Here is a 16,960-nt window from a genome sequence, read left to right as displayed (position 1 = left end):
GGTCTTCTCTGAGTTGAGCGGAAACAATATTGGCAAGGTGCCATCATTGTGCCTGTATCTACTCAGCAAGATGTTGATACATATCAACGGCCCGAACGCAGGGCTCAGGGAAGCTGGAAGAATGCCCGCGCCGTTGCGGTGGTATGGGCAGCCGTATGCTCGGTTGATTCGCCCCGGTGCAAGGCGACCTCACGCAGGACCTCTGGCAAAAACGCCGGCTCGTTGCGCCCGTTCTTCGGCTTGGGCCGAAGGCTGCGTGGCAGCAGGTAGGGGGCGTCGCTTTCCAGCATCAGCCGGCCTTCGGCAATGTTGCCTACCAGCGGGTGCAGATGAGTGCCACGGCGTTCGTCGCAGATCCAGCCGGTAATGCCGATGTGCAGGTCCATGTCCAGGTAGGCGAACAGCGCCTCGCGTTCGCCGGTAAAGCAGTGCACCACCGCGCCGGTCAGGTGGTCGCGGTAATCCTTCAGGATTGCCAGCAAACGCTCGCTGGCATCGCGCTCATGCAGGAACACCGGCAGGCGCAGTTCCGCAGCCAGGGCCAGCTGGGCTTCCAGGGCTTTTTCCTGCAGCGGGCGAGGGGAGAAGTCGCGGTTGAAATCCAGGCCGCATTCGCCCACCGCACGCACGCGCGGCTCATTCAGCAGTTGGCGCAACTGGCGCTCGCTACTGGCATCCCAGGCCTTGGCATCGTGAGGGTGTACGCCTGCCGTGGCGAACAGGTGCGCGCCGCTGTTATCCAGCTGCTGGCACAGCTCCAGTGCCTGCTCGCTGACCGCCAGGCTGGTGCCTGTCAGCACCATTTGCGTTACACCGGCTTCAAGCGCGCGCTCGACAATGGCTGCCTGCTGGTCGTGGAAACTGCTGTTGGTCAGGTTGACGCCGATATCGATCAGTTGCATGGTGCTATCTCGTGCCGCGGGGCGGCCAGCATAGCAAAAACCGCGTTTTTCTGAAAAAACCAAGAACTTCATGCTGTTGCCGTGGTCTTTTACCGTCATTTCTCACTTGGCGGTGCAAGCCATGGATGCCGCCCACCGACCACGGACACGTTTTCGCATGCTGCGATGCTGGCTCACCTTCCTGTTCACGCTCGGGCTGACGATTGGGCTGACCCTGCCCGGTGCCGCCCATGCGCGCGCGCCGGGGCCGCAGCAGAATATGCCGCCTGCCAAGGTGCGCGACCTACAACAGATCCGCTCCAGCCAGGTGCTGCGGGTGTTGGTCAATCAAAGCCGTAACAGCTCAGGCGAGGTCAAGGGTGAGCCGGTCGGTATCGAATACTATCGCCTGCGCGCCCTGGAGCATTACCTCAATGCCCGTGCCGCCGATGGCCAGGAGATTCAACTCAAGCTCATCCCACGCGCCAAGGAACAACTGCTGGGCGCACTGGCTCGCGGCGAGGGTGACCTGGCAGCGCCGGGCGAGCTGCTTGACCCCGGCACCGTGCGCGGCGTCAGCAGCAGTGCGCCAATTCTCGACCAAGTGCCGCTGACGCTGGTGGGGCGCAAGGGCGAGCGAAGCTTCAGCAAGGTCGAACAGCTTTCCGGGCGTACCGTGGCCTTGACCAGTGCCAGTGCCGCCGGGCCGCTGATCCAGCAGGCCAACCAGCAACTGGCCCTGCGCAAACGGCCGCCGATCAAGGTGGAGTGGGTCGACTCAACGCTGGCGGTAGAGGATGTGCTGGAGATGGTGCAGGCGGGCATCTATCACCTGACAGTGGTCGAGCAACCCATTGCCCGGCGCTGGGCGCGGGTGATGCCACGCCTGCGCCTGGACACCCGGGTGCACCTGGGGGCGCCGCAGGCCATGCGTTGGTATGTAGGGCGCGATGCACCGCAATTGCTGGCCACGGTCGACCGTTTCCTGCAGGGCTACCGTGCACCGGACAACCAGGATGCAGGATGCCGCCTTCGAGCGCATCTACCGCCGCCAGTACCGGGTGCACAACCCGTTGGCCAGCAAGGATCGTCAGCGCCTGGCCTCGGTGCGTGCAGTGCTGCAGAAGCATGGCCAGGCGCAGCAGATCGATTGGCTCAACCTGGCCGCGCTGGCCTTCAAGGAGTCCACCCTCAACCCGGCCGCGCGTGGCACTGGCGGTGCCCACGGCTTGATGCAGATAACGCCTTCGGCGGCCCAGCGGGTAGGGGTGAGCAACACCGCCACGGTAGATGGCAATGTACAAGCCAGTGCCCGTTACCTGGCGCTAATCCGCCGCAAGTTCTTTGCCAGCCCCAAGATCAACGAGCGTGAACGCATGGCCTTTGTACTGGCGGCCTACAACCTCGGCCCCGAGCGGGTCCAGGCCATGCGTGCCGAGGCCCGGCGGCGTGGCCTCAATGGCAACCAGTGGTTCTTCCAGACCGAGCGCATTGCCATGGAGCAGGTCGGCATGGGGCCGGTCAACTTCGTCAATAGCGTCAACAAGTACTTCCTGGCGTTCAACCGCGAGCGTGCGGTGCTGGAGCGCGTAGCAAAGCGTTGATAAATCGATTTTATAGATTGTTATGTTGGGGTTTTTGCGATTTTCATATCTATTGAATTGATTATGATAGCGCCCATCCCAACACAACTTCTCCGCTTCAAGGACGCTTCGACATGAACAACACGACCCTCAACGCCCTGTTCTCCACCCGCGCCGGCGCTGGCCTCAGCGTTATCCGCATCCTGGTTGGCATCATCTTCATGGCGCATGGCGCGCAAAAACTGTTCGGCCTGTTTGGCGGTTATGGCCTGGAAGGTACCGGCCAGTGGATGGAAAGCATCGGCCTGGCGCCGGGTTACCTGATGGCCTTGCTGTCCGGCAGTGCCGAATTCTTCGGCGGCCTGGCCCTGGTGATCGGCCTGCTGGCCCGCCCGGCGGCTCTGGCGCTGACCGTGACCCTGGTGGTGGCGATCTTCTCGGTGCATATCGGCAACGGCCTGTTCATGTCCAATAACGGCTATGAGTTCGCCCTGGCCCTGCTGGCGGGCACTGTCGCCGTCATGATCGAAGGCGCTGGCCGCTTCTCGCTGGACCGCCTGATCGCCCGGTAACCCGCTGCAAGCTTTGAGCTACAAGCCGCAAGCAAGAGCGGGCCAATACTCGGCCTGCTTTTGCTTGCGGCTTGTAGCTTGCAACTTGTGGCTCATCGCTCTAGCATACCGCCTGCGCCGATTTAAACAGCTACTTGCGGGGCGCAGGAAAGCCCCCATCCGGGTTATCCGAAATACCGCTAAAGCGCTGGTTCGGTGACGCCTCCCACCGCTGCCCAGCGGGATTCGCGAGGCGGAGAGAAGCTCCATGAGTTGCCCACGTACCAGTGTCTGTTTAAGCCCATTGCCTGCCAACCAGGCGTCCCGCACACCGCGCATTCTGCTCGGCGGCCAGCATCAGCCCACCCTTTTGCGTCACCTCGAAGGCCTGTCCCGGCGCAAGGGCCAGGCACGCGCGTTTCTGATTCAGTTTGCCGAAACCGGCTGCCGCCTGGCGCAGTACGGCAATGACCGTTTTGACCTGGCCGTCATCCAGGCTCCGGCGCAGGATGAGGCCGCAGACGTTATTGGCCACCTCACCCGTATCGCGCGCCAAGGCCTGATTACCCGCCGTTAAGGAGTGCGCTGTTGAGCACCAACATCATTACCACGGAAGGCCATGAGGCGCTGAAGAAAGAGCTGGACCACCTGTGGCGGGTATATCGCCCGGAGATCACTCAGAAGGTTGCCTGGGCGGCATCCCTGGGGGATCGCAGCGAAAACGCCGACTACCAGTACAACAAGAAGCTGCTGCGCGAAATCGACCGCAGGGTGCGTTATCTGCGAAAGCGTCTTGAAGATGTGAAGGTGGTGGCTTATTCGCCGCAGCAGGAAGGCAAGGTGTTTTTCGGCGCCTGGGTCGAGATCGAGAATGATGATGGCGAGGCCATGAAGTTTCGCATTGTCGGTTATGACGAAATCTACGGGCGCAACGACTACATCTCGATCGATTCGCCCATGGCCCGTGCCTTGTTGAAGAAGGAAGAGGGCGATGAGGTGGTGGTGCATACACCTACCGGTGAAGCGACCTGGTATGTGAGCAGCATCAGCTACGGACAGTGATTATGGGTTGCCTGTACCGGCCTCTTCGCGGGTAACCATCAGCTCTCCCGCAAAACCGCCAGCGGGCTCGCATTCAATGCCCGCCGCGTCCCCAGCACCCCCGCGCCTCCCACCAGCAGCGCCCCCGCCAGCGGCAACACAAGCAGCCAAGGATGCGGGCTCCACTGCAAATCGAAGGCATAGCGATACAGCACCAGGGTAATCAGTTCACAACCCACTGCCGCCAACAGCCCACTGGCCGCACCCAGCAAACCGAACTCGATACGCCGCGCCTTCACCAGCAATGGCCGCGCCGCCCCTAGCGCACGCAGCAAGGCGCCTTGGCGAATGCGTTCGTCCAGCGTTGCCTGCAAGCCGGCGAACAGCACCGCCAGCCCGGCCGCCAGCACGAACAGCAGCACATACTCCACCGCCAGGGTCACCTGGGCGAGGATGCTGCGCAACTGGTCGAGCAAGGCGTCCACCTGCAGGATGGTCACCGCCGGAAATGCCCGCGACAGCGCCACCACATCCAGGTCGTGGCCGGGTGCCAGGTAGAAACTGGTCAGGTAAGTGGTCGGCAACCCCTGCAGCGTGCCGGGCTGGAAGATCATGTAGAAGTTCGGCTGGAAGCTGTCCCAATGCACGCTGCGCAGGCTGCTGACCCGGGCCTGGCGCTGCTGGCCGCCGATGTCGAAGGTCAGCAGGTCGCCGATGTGCAGTTTCAGGCTGGTGGCCAGTTCCGCTTCCACCGAAACACCGGGAATTTCGCTGTCGGCCGGCAAGGCTTGCCACCAACTGCCAGCAGTGAGTTGATTGCCTTCGGGCAGTTCGGCGGCCCAGGTCAGGCTAAGGTCTCGCTGCACGGCGCGTTCACCCGCCGAGTCTTTGCTGACAACTTGCTGCACTGGCTGCTCGTTGATTTGCACCAGGCGCCCGGGCGTAACCGGGTAAAGCGGCGCCGAGGCTGCATTGACCTGGTGCAGGCGTTGCGCGAACGGTTCGCGGTCATCCGGCAGGATGTTCAGGGCGAAATGGTTGGGTGCATCCTTGGGCAGTTGGGCTTGCCAGGTGTCGAGCAGTTCGGCGCGCAGCAGGGCGACCAGGGCCATGGCCAGCAAGATCAGGCCGAAGGCCAGGGCCTGGCCGGCGGCGGCCGTGGGGTGACGCAGCAGCTGGCCCAACCCCAGGCGCCAGGTCAGCGGTGCGCCGGCCAGCAACTGGCGCAGGCTGCGCAAACCGAGCAACAGCAGGCCGCCGAGCAACAATGCGGCGACCAGACCGCCACCGAGCAGGGCGAAGGTGAGCAGCAGGTCAAGGCTCAGCCGCCACATGATCAGGCCCAAGGCAAACAGCGCGGCGCCATACACCAGCCAGCTGCTGGGCGGTATCGGCAGCAGGTCGCGGCGCAGCACCCGCAGCGGGGGCACCTGGCCCAGTGCAGCGATCGGCGGCAGGGCGAAACCGGCCAGTGCCACCAGCCCGGTACCGATGCCGGCCAGGGCGGGTACGATACCTCCAGCAGGCACCACGCTTGGCAACAGCCCCTGCAGCAGGCGGAACAGGCCCAGCTGGGCCAGCCAGCCGAGCAGGGCACCGGCCAGGGCGGCGACCAGGCCGAGCATGGCCATTTGCAGGCAATACAGTCCCAGTGCCTGACGGCGCGACAGGCCCAGGCAGCGCAGCAGGGCGCTGGCGTCCAGGCGGCGTGCGGCATAGCGGCTGGCCGACAGGGCCACGGCCACGCCCGCCAGCAGTACCGCCACCAGGCTGGCCATGTTCAGGTAGCGTTCGGCCTTGCCCAGTGCGCCGCCGATCTGCTGGTTGCCATCGCGGGTGTCGCGCAGGCGCTGGTTGGCGGCCAGGTCTTTTTCAACGGCCTGGCGGTATTGGGCCAGAGCCTCGGTATCGCCACGCCACAGGTCGCGGTAGGTAACCCGGCTACCCGGCTGAATGACGCCAGTGGCCTCGAGGTCGGCCAGGTTCATCATCACCCGGGGGGTAAGGCTGTAGAAGTTGTTGGCGCGGTCAGGTTCGTAGGTCAGCACGCGGCTCATGCGCAGGGTTTTCATGCCCACGTCGATGCTGTCGCCAATCGCCAGCCCCAAGGCGGCCAGCAGGCGGGGCTCGACCCATGCCTCGCCAGGTGCCGGGCCGCCGCCTGGGGTTTCCTCGGCATAGGGTGCCGCTGCGCTGCGTACTTGCCCACGTAGCGGGTAGGCGCCATCGGCAGCCTTTACACTGGACAGCTGGATGCCATTGTCGCCGCCTACCACGCTGGTGAATTCGACCAGCTGTGCATGGCGCAAGCCAAGTGCCGTGCCGGTATCGATCTGCTGTGCACGGGCCGGGGCGCTGCCCTGCAGCACCAGGTCGGCGCCCAGGAATTCACTGGCGCGCAGCTGCATGGCGCCGTTGAGGCGGGCGCCGAAATAGCCGATGGCGGTGCTGGCCGCCACGGCCACCAGCAGGGCAAAGAACAACACGCGTACTTCGCTGGCGCGAATGTCGCGCAGCAGCTGGCGCAGGGCCAGGCCGCACAGGCGGGACAACGGCATGTGGGTCATCAGGCCTCCACCGGGGCCACCAGGCGCCCCGCGTCCAGGCGGATCTGGCGGCGGCAGCGCCGGGCCAGGCGTTCGTCATGGGTGACGAGCACCAGGGTGGTACCGCGCTCCTTGTTCAGCTCAAACAGTAAATCGCTGATGCGCTCGCCCGTGTGGCTGTCGAGGTTGCCTGTGGGCTCGTCGGCAAACAGCACCGCCGGTTGTGCCGCGAAGGCGCGGGCGATAGCAACCCGCTGCTGCTCACCGCCCGACAGTTGACGGGGCGTGTGGCTCAGGCGCTTGCCGAGGCCGACCCGTTCCAGGAGGGTGCGCGCATGTTCGCGGGCATCCCGGCGGCCGTCCAGCTCCAATGGCAGCATCACGTTTTCCAGGGCGTTGAGGCTGTCGAGCAGCTGGAACGACTGGAACACGAAGCCCACATGTTCGGCGCGCACGCGGGCGCGCTGGTCTTCATCCAGGGGGCCCAGGTCATGGCCGGCAAGGATGACCTGGCCGGCGCTGGGCTGATCGAGGCCGGCAAGCAAACCGAGCAGGGTCGACTTGCCGGAGCCCGAGGCGCCGACGATAGCCAGGCTGTCGCCTTGGGCCAGGTCGAGGGAGAGTGCGTGAAGGATGGTCAGGTCACCTTCCGCGCTGGAGACCACTTTGCTAAGGTTCTGCGCAACGAGAATGCTGGGGCCCATGGAGAATCCGATGCGAGTGTGGTGGTTGAGTGCCGGTCTGGCCCTGTATTGCCTGGCCCAGAGCGCGGCGGCGGGAACACTGCTGGTTGTTGGCGATAGTATCAGCGCCGGTTTTGGCCTGGATAGCCGCCAGGGTTGGGTCTCTTTGTTGCAGACCCGGCTCAAGGACGAAGGTTTCGACGATAAAGTGGTCAACGCCTCGATCAGCGGTGACACCAGTGCAGGTGGCCAGGCGCGGCTACCGGCGCTGCTTGCAGCCCATAAACCGAGCTTGGTGGTGCTGGAGCTGGGCGGTAACGATGGCTTGCGTGGGCAGCCGCCTGCGCAATTGCAACAAAATCTTGCCTCGATGATTGAAAGCGCGCGCCAGGCCGGCGCCAAGGTGGTGCTGCTGGGCATGCGCCTGCCGCCCAATTATGGCGTGCGCTATACCACCGCATTCGCCAAGGTGTATGAACAGCTGGCGGCGGATAAACAGGTGCCATTGGTGCCGTTTTTCCTCGAAGGAATAGGGGGCGTGCCTGAGTTGATGCAGGCCGATGGCATCCACCCGGCCCAGGGTGCCCAGCAGCGTTTGCTGGAAAATGCCTGGCCGGCGATAAAACCCTTGCTCTGACGCTTTAAACGGGGCCGGCTTTCGGCTAATGTTGCGCCCCCCGTTTCGAGTGCCCCCGATGCCGCGCCCTGCCTGGTCCCTGTATGCCTACCAACTGATCGAGCCTGATGAGCAGCTCGACCTGTTCGCCTGCCAGGAAATCCGCGTTCACCTGGTGGCTCGCCAGCTTGAGCTGGGCGTGCCGGTAGACCGCACCTTGTGCGGCGGCCTGCTGCCTGCGCAGCCGCGCTGGTCGGCCGTGCCGCGCGCCATCTACCGTGACAGCCGCCTGTGTGACCTGTGCCGTGCCATCCTCGATGCCCAGCGGCGCGGCATGCGCCCGGTCTGGCCAGAGCTGCAGGCCAGCTGAACGGCAAGCACCTTTCATCATCTGAAACGCTTGCATGGGCGCCAATGCCTCCCGCTTGCATCAAGGCGGGTGTACAATCGTTCCTCTTGACCTATCTTTCGAAGGATTTACCGGATGTTGCCGCGCTTTCCTGCCGTCACCCGTAGCCTGTCCCTGGCCGCCCTGCTGGTAGCGGGCCCCGCTGCTGCGCTGGAATTGCCACTGCCACCGCCCGGTGAAGACATCGTCGGCCAGGTGCATACGATCAAGGCCAAGTACGAGGACACGTTCGCCGATATCGGCACCGCCAACGACCTCGGCTACCTGGAAATGATCGCCGCCAACCCGGGCGTCGACCCGTGGCTGCCGGGCGCCGGTACCGAGATCATCCTGCCGACCCGCTACATCCTGCCGCCGGGCCCGCGTGAAGGTATCGTCATCAACCTGGCCGAGTACCGTCTGTATTACTTCCCGAAAGGTCAGAACGTAGTGCATACCTTCCCGCTGGGTATTGGCCGTGAGGGGTGGGGTTCGCCGATCGCCAACACCAAGATCACCGCCAAGACGCCGAACCCGACCTGGACGCCGCCTGCCTCCATCCGTAAAGAACACGCCGCAGACGGTGACATCCTGCCGGCTGTGGTGCCGGCAGGTCCGGATAACCCGCTGGGGCCGTTCAAGTTCACCTTGGGCGTACCGGGCTACCTGATCCATGGGTCGAACAAGAAGTTCGGCATCGGCATGCGTACCAGCCACGGTTGCTTCCGCATGCTCAACAACAACGTGTTGGAACTGTCGAAGATGGTGCCGGTCGGTACGCCGGTACGCATCATCAACGAGCCCTACAAGTTCGGTATCAGTGGCGGCAAGGTCTATCTGGAGGCGCACACGCCGCTGGACGACCAGGGTAACCCGTCGGTGGTCGACAAACACACTGCGGTTATCAACGCTTTGCTCAAGCGGGAAGACCTGGCCAACAACCTGCGCATGAACTGGGACATGGTGCGTGACGTGGTGGCTGCAGAAGATGGCATGCCGGTAGAAATTGCCGTGCCGGTGCAAAACCAGGGCAATGCGCCGATGGTGACGAGCATACCGCCCGAACTGCAGTAAGGTTTTCGCGACACACCCGGGCCCGCCTTAGTGCGGGCCTTTTCGTATCTGCGTGACGCGTTTGCCTTGTTTGCAGGCAATAAAAAAGCCGACCCACAAGTGGGTCGGCTCCATAACAATCCGTGAGGATTATTACTTGCGGCTGGCTTTGTCCAGCATACGCAGGGCGCGCTCGTTGGCTTCGTCAGCGGTCTGCTGAGCCTTCTGAGCGGCTGCCAGTGCATCGTCAGCCTTACGGTAGGCTTCGTCAGCACGAGCTTGAGCGCGAGCTGCTGCGTCTTCAGTCGCAGTCAGACGAGCTTCGGTTTCTTTGGATACGCTGCTGCAACCGGTAGCCAGAACTGCGGCCAGAGCCAGAGCAGAGAATTTCAGAACGTTGTTCATCGTGTTCCCCTTCAAGGACTTTCTATTAAATAGCCATCTCTCAGGAAAAGAGAAACTGGCCGGCGTACATAGTACCCATTACTTGTAGTAAGTAAACTGACTGAGCGCAAGAACTGCAAAAAAAATGTTGCTTGACGCCGTGCCGACAAGATTTGCGACGCGTGTGTGAAAAAAACGTGCAGGGCTCGCAAGCGGTTGTACTACAGGAACTTTTTTGTTGAACTAAGGGTGACTTTAACTGTCCTTCGACGTCTTAAGCCCTACAACATCCGGTGGCTGTTGAACGTGCAGGGAAGAGTCGCTTTCCGGGCATTTTCGCCATTTTTAGCCGCTACCACCTTGAGCAATCCCGTTTACGGCGCCTACTATCTTGTGAGTGCCAGAGAATCCGAACGATTGCAATCGTCCAGAGGTCGAAGGGGCAACAGGTGGCATAGAGGATTCTGTGCCGGATAAACCACCATCGGTGAAGGTATGGGTCTGCCGAGAAGACCTGCGAGGAGTAGTGATGAGCGAAGCGCTGACCATCCACCATGACCAGGCCGGTCATCAGTTCGAGACCAACGTGGACGGTCATCGTGCCTATCTGACGTACATGGATCTGGGCAAGCAGACGCTGGACATCTATCGCACCTTCGTGCCGAACGCCTTGCGGGGCCGCGGGATTGCCGCCGCGTTGACCGAGCAGGCCTTGGCGTACGCCGAACAGATGGGCTACACGGTCATTCCGTCCTGCTCGTATGTGGAACGCTACATGGAGCGTCAGCAGCGGCATTCCAGCAAGGCCTGAGCTGCCGAAAGGCAGCAGATACAAAAACGCCGGGCAATGCCCGGCGTTTTGTTTATTGCAATGCTCAGCCGCGCTTACGCTGCGGTAGCACGTCCTTCAGCTTGGTACGCATGCTGCGCAGGGTTTTCTCGGTAGCCGACCAGTCGATGCAGGCATCGGTGATCGAGACGCCATACTGCAGCTCTTCCAGGTTTTTCGGGATCGACTGGCAGCCCCAGTTCAGATGGCTCTCGACCATCAGGCCGATGATCGACTGGTTGCCTTCGAGGATCTGGTTGGCAACGTTCTCCATCACCAGCGGTTGCAGGGCCGGGTCCTTGTTGGAGTTGGCGTGGCTGCAATCGACCATGATGTTGGCCTTGATCCTGGCTTTGGCCAGGTCCTGCTCGCACAGGGCGACGCTGACCGAGTCGTAGTTCGGCTTGCCGTTGCCGCCGCGCAGTACCACGTGGCCGTAAGGGTTACCCTTGGTGGTGACGATCGACACGCCGCCTTCCTGGTTGATGCCAAGGAAGCGGTGTGGTTTGGACACCGACTGCAGGGCGTTGATGGCAACGGTCAGGCCGCCGTCGGTGCCGTTCTTGAAGCCGACCGCCGAAGACAGGCCCGAGGCCATCTCGCGGTGGGTTTGCGATTCGGTGGTGCGGGCACCGATGGCCGACCAGCTGATCAGGTCTTGCAGGTATTGCGGCGAAATCGGGTCGAGCGCCTCGGTGGCGGTCGGCAGGCCCATCTCGGCCAGGTCCAGCAGCAGCTGACGGCCAATGTGCAGGCCGTCCTGGATCTTGAACGAGTCATCCAGGTACGGGTCGTTGATCAGGCCTTTCCAGCCCACGGTGGTGCGTGGCTTTTCGAAGTACACGCGCATGACCAGGTACAGCGTATCGGACACTTCTTCGGCCAGCACCTTCAGGCGCTCGGCGTACTCGTGGGCGGCCTTGATGTCGTGGATGGAGCAAGGGCCGACCACGACGAACAGGCGATGGTCCTTGCCGTCGAGAATATTGCGCACCACTTCACGGCCGGCAGTCACGGTCTGCAGGGCCTTGGCGCTGAGGGGGATTTCCTTCTTGAGCTGATCGGGGGTGATCAGGGTCTCGTTGGAGGCAACGTTCAAGTCATCGATCGGTAAATCAGCCATCGTGTTACTCGTCAGGTCACGGGTGCCGGCCGCCAGCTATCCCCGTGCGGCCCAGCAGCAAGAATATTCGCAGCGGGGAGCCGAACCTTAGCGCGTTACAGGTGGCGCGACAATGGGCTTGGCCCAGTCATTGTGGGGTTTTTCCCTGATCAAGTGCGTTGAGCGCGAATGGGCTGCCCAGCGCTGCGTAACCTGTGTAAAAAGAGGGCTGACTTTATACTCGGAGATCGGCATGCATCCGCACACCCCTCGCATCGGAATCATCGGCAGTGGCGCCATCGGCGGCTTCTATGGGTTGATGCTGGCCCGGGCCGGTTTCGATGTGCATTTTCTGTTGCGCAGCGAGTACCAGGCCGTCAGTGAGCAAGGGCTGACCCTGGACAGTGATGTGCATGGTGCGTTGCAGATGCAGGTACAAACCTATGCCAGTGCCGCCGACATGCCGCCTTGCGACTGGTTGCTGATCGGTGCCAAGGCCACCAGCAATGATCAGCTGGCACCGCTGATCGTGCAGGCCGGCGCATCCGGCGCCAAGGTTGTACTGCTGCAGAACGGTCTGGGCGTGGAGGAGCAATTGCGCCCGGCCTTGCGTAGCGACATGCACCTGCTGGGCGGCCTGTGCTTTATCTGTGTCAACCGTCATGCGCCAGGCGTGATCCGCCATCAGGCACTCGGAGCTGTCAACCTGGGTTACCACAGTGGGCCGGCAAGTGATGGCGGTGCTGCGCTGGTCGGTGAGGGGGTGGCGTTGTTCAAACGCGCGGGCATCGATTCGCAGGCCATGCCAAATCTCGACTCGGCGCGCTGGCAGAAGCTGGTGTGGAACGTGCCCTACAATGGCCTGTCTGTGCTGCTGGGGGCCAGCACCACGCCGCTGATGGCAGACAGCCACAGCCGTGATCTCATCCAGGCATTGATGGCCGAGGTGGTGCAGGGCGCCGCAGCCTGTGGCCACGTGTTGCCCGAGGGCTATGCCGAGCACTTGTTCCAGGTGACCGAGCGCATGCCCGACTACTGGCCAAGCATGTATCACGACCATACGTTCAAACGCCCACTGGAATTGCAGGCCATCTATGCCGAGCCGCTGGCCCGTGCGCGTGCGGCAGGCTGCTGCTTGCCGCGTATGGAAATGCTCTATCAGTCGCTGAGCTTCCTCGACAGCAACCACCGGCCTCACTGAGGGCGGCACTGACCTCGGCTGGGCGCTTCAGCCCGCGCCAGTAGCGCGCCGGACGGCAAAGCGTGCATCCGGCGCGCTGCTAAGCTGAAGCTTGCTCTGCCGCTGCGGCAGTCGAGGAGGTCGAATGATCCGCTCTATGCTGTACGCCACCGACCTCGGTGTCTACGCACCTTTTGTGATGCAACACGCGCTGGCCTTGGCGCGTACGTTCAATGCCGAGTTGTATGTGATCCATGCAGTGGAACCCATGGGGCAGTTCGCCGAATCCCTCCTGCAAAGCTACCTTGATGAGCAGACGCTCGACCAGTTGCACAGCCAGGGCGTGAACACGGTGATGGCCAACATCGAGCAGCGCGTGCTGGAAAACTTTCGTGATGAGCTGGGCGAGGAGGCCGACCTCGCGGTGATCAAGGCGGTGCGGGTGCGCCAGGGTGACCCCGCGCAGGTAATCCTTGACCAGACACAACGGTTGAGTGTCGACCTGCTGATTTTCGGCAGCCACAGCGCCGGTGCCGGCGTGGATGTGCCCCTTGGGCGAACGGCGGTTCGGCTGCTGCAGCTGTCACCGGTGCCGGTGTACATGGTGCCGTTGGCGCAGCACTTGGGGCGTAGGAAAGCATGAAGATGGCTGTAGGCTGTTTCCGGGGGGCATGTAACAAAATTGTTCTAGATTTATTTCCAGAACCACTAATATAGTTATATATCGTCGCTGCCTGCTGCCGCGGACTCATCGCTGAACCGAGGGGAACCTATGAAGCTTCAACAACTGCGCTACATCTGGGAAGTGGCGCACCATGACCTCAACGTCTCCGCGACGGCGCAGAGCCTGTATACCTCCCAGCCAGGTATCAGCAAGCAGATCCGCCTGCTCGAAGACGAACTGGGTGTTGAAGTCTTTGCGCGTAGCGGCAAGCACCTGACCCGCGTCACGCCGGCCGGCGAGCGCATCATCAATACCGCTGGCGAAATCCTGCGCAAGGTCGAAAGCATCAAGCAGATTGCCCAGGAGTTCTCTAACGAGAAGAAGGGCACGCTGTCCATCGCCACTACCCACACCCAGGCGCGCTATGCCTTGCCGCCGGTGATCAGCAGCTTCATCAAGCAGTACCCGGAAGTGTCCCTGCACATGCACCAGGGGTCGCCCATGCAGATCGCCGAGATGGCAGCAGACGGCACGGTAGATTTCGCCATCGCCACCGAGGCCCTGGAGCTGTTCGGCGACCTGATCATGATGCCGTGCTACAAGTGGAACCGTTGCGTGGTGGTGCCGCAGGGTCACCCGCTGGCCAAGCTGCCGAAACTCACTCTGGAAGCGGTTGCCGAATACCCGATCGTTACCTATGTGTTCGGCTTTACCGGGCGCTCGAAGCTGGACGAAGCGTTCAACCACCGCGGCCTCACGCCGAAAGTGGTGTTCACTGCGGCCGACGCCGACGTTATCAAGACCTATGTGCGCCTGGGGCTGGGCGTGGGTATCGTCGCGGGCATGGCTGTGGATGCCAAGCTCGACAGTGACCTGGTGGCGCTGGATGCCAGCGAGCTGTTCGAGGCCAGTATCACGAAGATCGGCTTCCGCCGTGGCACCTTCCTGCGTGGCTTCATGTGCGACTTCATCGAGAAGTTCGCCCCGCACCTGACCCGCGAAGTGATGGCCAAGGCCATTCAGTGCCATAACAAGCAGGAGCTGGAAGAGCTGTTCGAAGGTGTCGAACTGCCGGTGCACTGAAAGCAGCTACGAGCTTTAAGCTGCAAGCTTCAAGAAAAGGCAGTCCATCTACGGGCTGCTTTTTTCTTGTGGCTTGCAGCTTGTAACTTAAAGCTCCTTATCAGGCCTTGCTGATCAGGTTGCCCGCGTGCAACCCGCATTCCTTCTGTGTCGACTCTTCCCACCACCAGCGCCCCTCGCGCTCATGCTGATTCGGCAGTACCGGCCGGGTGCAAGGCTCGCAGCCAATGCTGATGAAGCCTCGTTCATGCAGGCTGTTGTACGGCAGCTCAAGCATGCGGATATAACCCCACACTTCCTCGCTGCTCATCTGCGCCAGCGGGTTGAACTTGTACAGCGTGCGCTCGGGTGTGGAGAAGGCGCTGTCGATTTCCAGTGCCGCGACCTGGCTGCGGGTGCCCGGGCTCTGGTCGCGGCGCTGGCCGGTTGCCCAGGCGCGCACGCTAGCCAGCTTACGGCGCAGCGGTTCGATCTTGCGGATGCCGCAGCACTCGCCGTGGCCGTCCTTGTAGAAGCTGAACAGGCCCTTTTCTTTCACGAACGGGTCAAGCTTGTCGCGGTCCGGGCTGAGGATTTCGATTGGCAGGTTGTACTGCTCGCGAACCTGGTCGATGAACCGGTAGGTCTCCGGGTGGAGTCGGCCGGTGTCGAGGCTGAACACCTTGACCTGCTTGTTCAGCTTCCAGGCCATGTCGACCAGCACCACGTCCTCGGCGCCGCTGAAAGAAATCCACAGGTCATCGCCAAAGTGCTCGAAGGCAAGCTTGAGGATGTCCTGCGGGGACTTGTTGGCATAGGTCGCGGCCAGGGCGGCGACGTCGAAGGGTTGGCTCATCAGGCGGTTTCCATCTTGGCTGTGGCGCTGTGCGCTCGTAGTAAGGTGATGGTAACAAAAAACGCGGGCTAGACGGACTCACAAGCCCTGCAAGGTCTGCATCAACACCCGCACTTTGGCGATCGACTCTTCATATTCGGCTTGCCATTCGGAGTCGGCCACGACCGCGCCGCCACCCCAGCAGCTGACCTGGCCGTCTTTGACCAGCAGGCTGCGAATGGCAATCGAGCTGTCCATCTCGCCGCGCACATCCACATACAGCAGCGAGCCGCAGTACAGCGCCCGGCGCGCGGGTTCCAGCTCGTCGATGATCTGCATGGCGCGAATTTTCGGCGCGCCGGTGATCGAGCCGCCGGGGAAGCTGTCGCCGATCAGGTCCAGGGCATCCTTGTCGTTGGCAAGCTGGCCAGTGACACTGCTGACCAGGTGATGGACGTTGGGGTAGCTCTCCAGGCTGAACAGCTCCGGTACTTTCACCGAGCCGATTTCGCAGGTGCGCCCCAGGTCGTTGCGCAGCAGGTCGACGATCATCAGGTTTTCCGAGCGGTCCTTGGGGCTGCGCAGCAGCTCCTCGGCATTGCGTGCGTCTTCACCTGGGTCGCTGGCGCGCGGACGGGTGCCTTTGATTGGCCGGGTTTCCACCTGGCCCTGGCTGACACGGATGAAGCGCTCGGGCGAGAAGCTCAGCAAGGCGCTGCCGTCAGCCAATTGCTGGTAGCCGGAAAACGGCGTGGGGCATGCCTTGCGCAGGGCCTGGTAGGCTCGCCAGGGGTCGCCCTGGCAGGGGGCGCGGAAGCGTTGAGTCAGGTTGATCTGGTAGCAGTCACCGGCCTGGATGTAGCGCTGTACCTGGTCGAAAGCGGCTTTGTACTGTTCCGGCTGCAGGTCACCCGCCATTGGGGCGAGCAACTGGAAATCACCGGTTTCGGTGCAGCTACTGCCTTCGAACAGGCTGATCAGGCGTTCTCGCTCGTCGCTTGCCAGGCTCGGGTGGAACACCAGCTGGCTGGTGCCGTGCAGGTGGTCGCTGACCAGTGCCCAAGCGTAGAGGCCCAGTTGCGCGTCAGGTAGGCCGAGGTCGTCCACAGCCAGGCTTGGCAGGTGTTCCAGTCGGCGGCCGAAGTCGTAGCTCAGGTAGCCGATCAGGCCACCGGCAAAGGGCAGCTCAACGCCCTTGGGCAAGCTGGCGTGGCCCAGTTGCGCCAGGCCGGCACGCAGACGCTGAAGGAATGCGCGGCCGTCTTCATCGAACTGTGCTTGCAACTGTTGCAGCGGCCAGGCGCTGAGCAGGTCGAAGCGACCGCGTTCGGCGCCGGGGCGGGCGCTGTCGAGCAGGATCGCGCCGGGGGCCAGGCGCAGGCGGGCGAAATAGGCAGCAGGGTCGGGCTGGTAGGGCAGGGGGTGCAGCGTACAGGTCGGCATCAGTGTGGACGGCGATGTAAAAGCGAGGAGGGCGATTGTAGACCTGTGTAGGAAAAGCGCCTAGCACTGGGCGCGACATTCAACATTGTGTTTTATGCAGGGACCGCACAGCGGTCCCA

The 16,960-nt window shown here is 62.6% G+C and carries 17 protein-coding genes and 1 pseudogene; 11 read left to right on the top strand and 7 right to left on the bottom strand.

Features of this window, described 5'->3' with window-relative positions; genetic code table 11:
• Positions 1–104: 104 nt before the first annotated feature.
• Positions 105–902, bottom strand: coding sequence for a TatD family hydrolase (locus ACF8MI_RS19755; protein ID WP_060498374.1), 798 nt, complete (start codon positions 900–902; stop codon positions 105–107).
• A gap of 157 nt (positions 903–1,059) precedes the next feature.
• On the opposite strand from ACF8MI_RS19755, the pseudogene ACF8MI_RS19750 reads away from it, so the two are divergent.
• From ACF8MI_RS19750 to greB, 4 genes and pseudogenes are all read left to right on the top strand, one after another.
• A pseudogene (locus tag ACF8MI_RS19750) lies at positions 1,060–2,485 on the top strand (transglycosylase SLT domain-containing protein).
• A 113-nt stretch (positions 2,486–2,598) separates the two neighbouring features.
• Entirely contained in the window at positions 2,599–3,036 is a 438-nt protein-coding gene (locus ACF8MI_RS19745) for a DoxX family protein (protein ID WP_019097176.1), read from the top strand.
• Between the two features lie 247 nt (positions 3,037–3,283).
• Complete coding sequence (locus ACF8MI_RS19740) at positions 3,284–3,592, top strand: hypothetical protein (protein ID WP_060498372.1); 309 nt, start codon at positions 3,284–3,286, stop codon at positions 3,590–3,592.
• An 11-nt stretch (positions 3,593–3,603) separates the two neighbouring features.
• On the top strand, positions 3,604–4,077 hold the full coding sequence (gene greB / locus ACF8MI_RS19735) for a transcription elongation factor GreB (protein WP_060498371.1): 474 nt from the start codon (positions 3,604–3,606) through the stop codon (positions 4,075–4,077).
• Positions 4,078–4,115: 38 nt separating this feature from the next.
• On the opposite strand, the gene ACF8MI_RS19730 is transcribed toward greB, so the two are convergent.
• Together ACF8MI_RS19730 and ACF8MI_RS19725 are read right to left on the bottom strand one after the other, a co-directional pair.
• Positions 4,116–6,623 carry an ABC transporter permease gene (locus ACF8MI_RS19730; protein ID WP_156867201.1) on the bottom strand — a complete coding sequence of 836 codons (2,508 nt, stop codon included), beginning with the start codon at positions 6,621–6,623 and terminating at the stop codon, positions 4,116–4,118.
• On the bottom strand, positions 6,623–7,306 hold the full coding sequence (locus ACF8MI_RS19725; RefSeq protein ID WP_060498369.1) for an ABC transporter ATP-binding protein: 684 nt from the start codon (positions 7,304–7,306) through the stop codon (positions 6,623–6,625). The genes ACF8MI_RS19730 and ACF8MI_RS19725 overlap by 1 nt, the downstream gene beginning before the upstream one ends.
• 10 nt (positions 7,307–7,316) lie before the next feature.
• Here ACF8MI_RS19725 and ACF8MI_RS19720 point away from each other — a divergent pair, with 10 nt between their 5' ends.
• From ACF8MI_RS19720 to ACF8MI_RS19710, 3 genes are all read left to right on the top strand, one after another.
• On the top strand, positions 7,317–7,922 hold the full coding sequence (locus ACF8MI_RS19720; RefSeq protein WP_060498368.1) for an arylesterase: 606 nt from the start codon (positions 7,317–7,319) through the stop codon (positions 7,920–7,922).
• A gap of 58 nt (positions 7,923–7,980) precedes the next feature.
• Positions 7,981–8,271 carry a hypothetical protein gene (locus ACF8MI_RS19715; RefSeq protein ID WP_016714754.1) on the top strand — a complete coding sequence of 97 codons (291 nt, stop codon included), beginning with the start codon at positions 7,981–7,983 and terminating at the stop codon, positions 8,269–8,271.
• A gap of 114 nt (positions 8,272–8,385) precedes the next feature.
• Positions 8,386–9,363 (top strand): L,D-transpeptidase family protein, encoded by a 978-nt coding sequence (locus tag ACF8MI_RS19710; RefSeq protein ID WP_060498367.1) that lies wholly within the window; start codon positions 8,386–8,388, stop codon positions 9,361–9,363.
• A gap of 132 nt (positions 9,364–9,495) precedes the next feature.
• Here ACF8MI_RS19710 and oprI read toward each other — a convergent pair whose 3' ends face one another.
• The gene (oprI, locus tag ACF8MI_RS19705; protein WP_003259780.1) at positions 9,496–9,747 is read right to left on the bottom strand and encodes an outer membrane lipoprotei OprI; all 252 of its coding nucleotides are present in this window, start codon (positions 9,745–9,747) and stop codon (positions 9,496–9,498) included.
• 508 nt (positions 9,748–10,255) lie between these two features.
• Between oprI and ACF8MI_RS19700 the strand changes: the two genes are divergently transcribed.
• Positions 10,256–10,537, top strand: a complete 282-nt coding sequence (locus ACF8MI_RS19700; RefSeq protein ID WP_016714752.1) for a GNAT family N-acetyltransferase — start codon at positions 10,256–10,258, stop codon at positions 10,535–10,537.
• Positions 10,538–10,601: 64 nt separating this feature from the next.
• Here the strand turns inward: ACF8MI_RS19700 and ACF8MI_RS19695 are convergent, their stop codons facing one another.
• Entirely contained in the window at positions 10,602–11,678 is a 1,077-nt protein-coding gene (locus tag ACF8MI_RS19695; RefSeq protein ID WP_019097589.1) for a 3-deoxy-7-phosphoheptulonate synthase, read from the bottom strand.
• 232 nt (positions 11,679–11,910) lie between these two features.
• Between ACF8MI_RS19695 and ACF8MI_RS19690 the strand changes: the two genes are divergently transcribed.
• The 3 genes from ACF8MI_RS19690 (at position 11,911) to cysB (ending at position 14,584) form a co-directional block, all read left to right on the top strand.
• On the top strand, positions 11,911–12,858 hold the full coding sequence (locus ACF8MI_RS19690; protein WP_060498366.1) for a putative 2-dehydropantoate 2-reductase: 948 nt from the start codon (positions 11,911–11,913) through the stop codon (positions 12,856–12,858).
• A 124-nt stretch (positions 12,859–12,982) separates the two neighbouring features.
• A complete protein-coding gene (locus ACF8MI_RS19685) occupies positions 12,983–13,480 on the top strand; it encodes a universal stress protein (RefSeq protein WP_104835167.1) in 498 nt (165 codons plus the stop codon).
• A gap of 129 nt (positions 13,481–13,609) precedes the next feature.
• Positions 13,610–14,584, top strand: a complete 975-nt coding sequence (gene cysB, locus ACF8MI_RS19680) for an HTH-type transcriptional regulator CysB (protein WP_010953293.1) — start codon at positions 13,610–13,612, stop codon at positions 14,582–14,584.
• A gap of 100 nt (positions 14,585–14,684) precedes the next feature.
• On the opposite strand, the gene ACF8MI_RS19675 is transcribed toward cysB, so the two are convergent.
• The gene (locus ACF8MI_RS19675) at positions 14,685–15,419 is read right to left on the bottom strand and encodes a phosphoadenylyl-sulfate reductase (protein WP_060498365.1); all 735 of its coding nucleotides are present in this window, start codon (positions 15,417–15,419) and stop codon (positions 14,685–14,687) included.
• Between the two features lie 78 nt (positions 15,420–15,497).
• Positions 15,498–16,841: an aminodeoxychorismate synthase component I gene (gene pabB / locus ACF8MI_RS19670; protein WP_200929250.1), complete on the bottom strand. Its 1,344-nt coding sequence runs from the start codon at positions 16,839–16,841 to the stop codon at positions 15,498–15,500.
• Positions 16,842–16,960 lie beyond the last annotated feature (119 nt).

Origin of the sequence: Pseudomonas sp. yb_9 (assembly GCF_043103635.1) — a bacterium.
In the GTDB taxonomy this organism is placed as follows: domain Bacteria; phylum Pseudomonadota; class Gammaproteobacteria; order Pseudomonadales; family Pseudomonadaceae; genus Aquipseudomonas; species Aquipseudomonas monteilii.
The sequence above is the reverse complement of the archived record's forward strand: the minus strand, read 5'-3'. Positions and strand labels throughout refer to the sequence as shown.

What these genes read in the sequence shown, in the direction of transcription:
- ACF8MI_RS19755 (WP_060498374.1), bottom strand. Translation starts at nt 902, where the DNA reads ATGCAACTGATCGATATCGGCGTCAACCTGACCAACAGCAGTTTCCAC.
- ACF8MI_RS19745 (WP_019097176.1), top strand. Translation starts at nt 2,599, where the DNA reads ATGAACAACACGACCCTCAACGCCCTGTTCTCCACCCGCGCCGGCGCT.
- ACF8MI_RS19740 (WP_060498372.1), top strand. Translation starts at nt 3,284, where the DNA reads ATGAGTTGCCCACGTACCAGTGTCTGTTTAAGCCCATTGCCTGCCAAC.
- ACF8MI_RS19730 (WP_156867201.1), bottom strand. Translation starts at nt 6,623, where the DNA reads ATGACCCACATGCCGTTGTCCCGCCTGTGCGGCCTGGCCCTGCGCCAG.
- ACF8MI_RS19725 (WP_060498369.1), bottom strand. Translation starts at nt 7,306, where the DNA reads ATGGGCCCCAGCATTCTCGTTGCGCAGAACCTTAGCAAAGTGGTCTCC.
- ACF8MI_RS19720 (WP_060498368.1), top strand. Translation starts at nt 7,317, where the DNA reads ATGCGAGTGTGGTGGTTGAGTGCCGGTCTGGCCCTGTATTGCCTGGCC.
- ACF8MI_RS19715 (WP_016714754.1), top strand. Translation starts at nt 7,981, where the DNA reads ATGCCGCGCCCTGCCTGGTCCCTGTATGCCTACCAACTGATCGAGCCT.
- ACF8MI_RS19710 (WP_060498367.1), top strand. Translation starts at nt 8,386, where the DNA reads ATGTTGCCGCGCTTTCCTGCCGTCACCCGTAGCCTGTCCCTGGCCGCC.
- oprI (WP_003259780.1), bottom strand. Translation starts at nt 9,747, where the DNA reads ATGAACAACGTTCTGAAATTCTCTGCTCTGGCTCTGGCCGCAGTTCTG.
- ACF8MI_RS19700 (WP_016714752.1), top strand. Translation starts at nt 10,256, where the DNA reads ATGAGCGAAGCGCTGACCATCCACCATGACCAGGCCGGTCATCAGTTC.
- ACF8MI_RS19695 (WP_019097589.1), bottom strand. Translation starts at nt 11,678, where the DNA reads ATGGCTGATTTACCGATCGATGACTTGAACGTTGCCTCCAACGAGACC.
- ACF8MI_RS19690 (WP_060498366.1), top strand. Translation starts at nt 11,911, where the DNA reads ATGCATCCGCACACCCCTCGCATCGGAATCATCGGCAGTGGCGCCATC.
- ACF8MI_RS19685 (WP_104835167.1), top strand. Translation starts at nt 12,983, where the DNA reads ATGATCCGCTCTATGCTGTACGCCACCGACCTCGGTGTCTACGCACCT.
- cysB (WP_010953293.1), top strand. Translation starts at nt 13,610, where the DNA reads ATGAAGCTTCAACAACTGCGCTACATCTGGGAAGTGGCGCACCATGAC.
- ACF8MI_RS19675 (WP_060498365.1), bottom strand. Translation starts at nt 15,419, where the DNA reads ATGAGCCAACCCTTCGACGTCGCCGCCCTGGCCGCGACCTATGCCAAC.
- pabB (WP_200929250.1), bottom strand. Translation starts at nt 16,841, where the DNA reads ATGCCGACCTGTACGCTGCACCCCCTGCCCTACCAGCCCGACCCTGCT.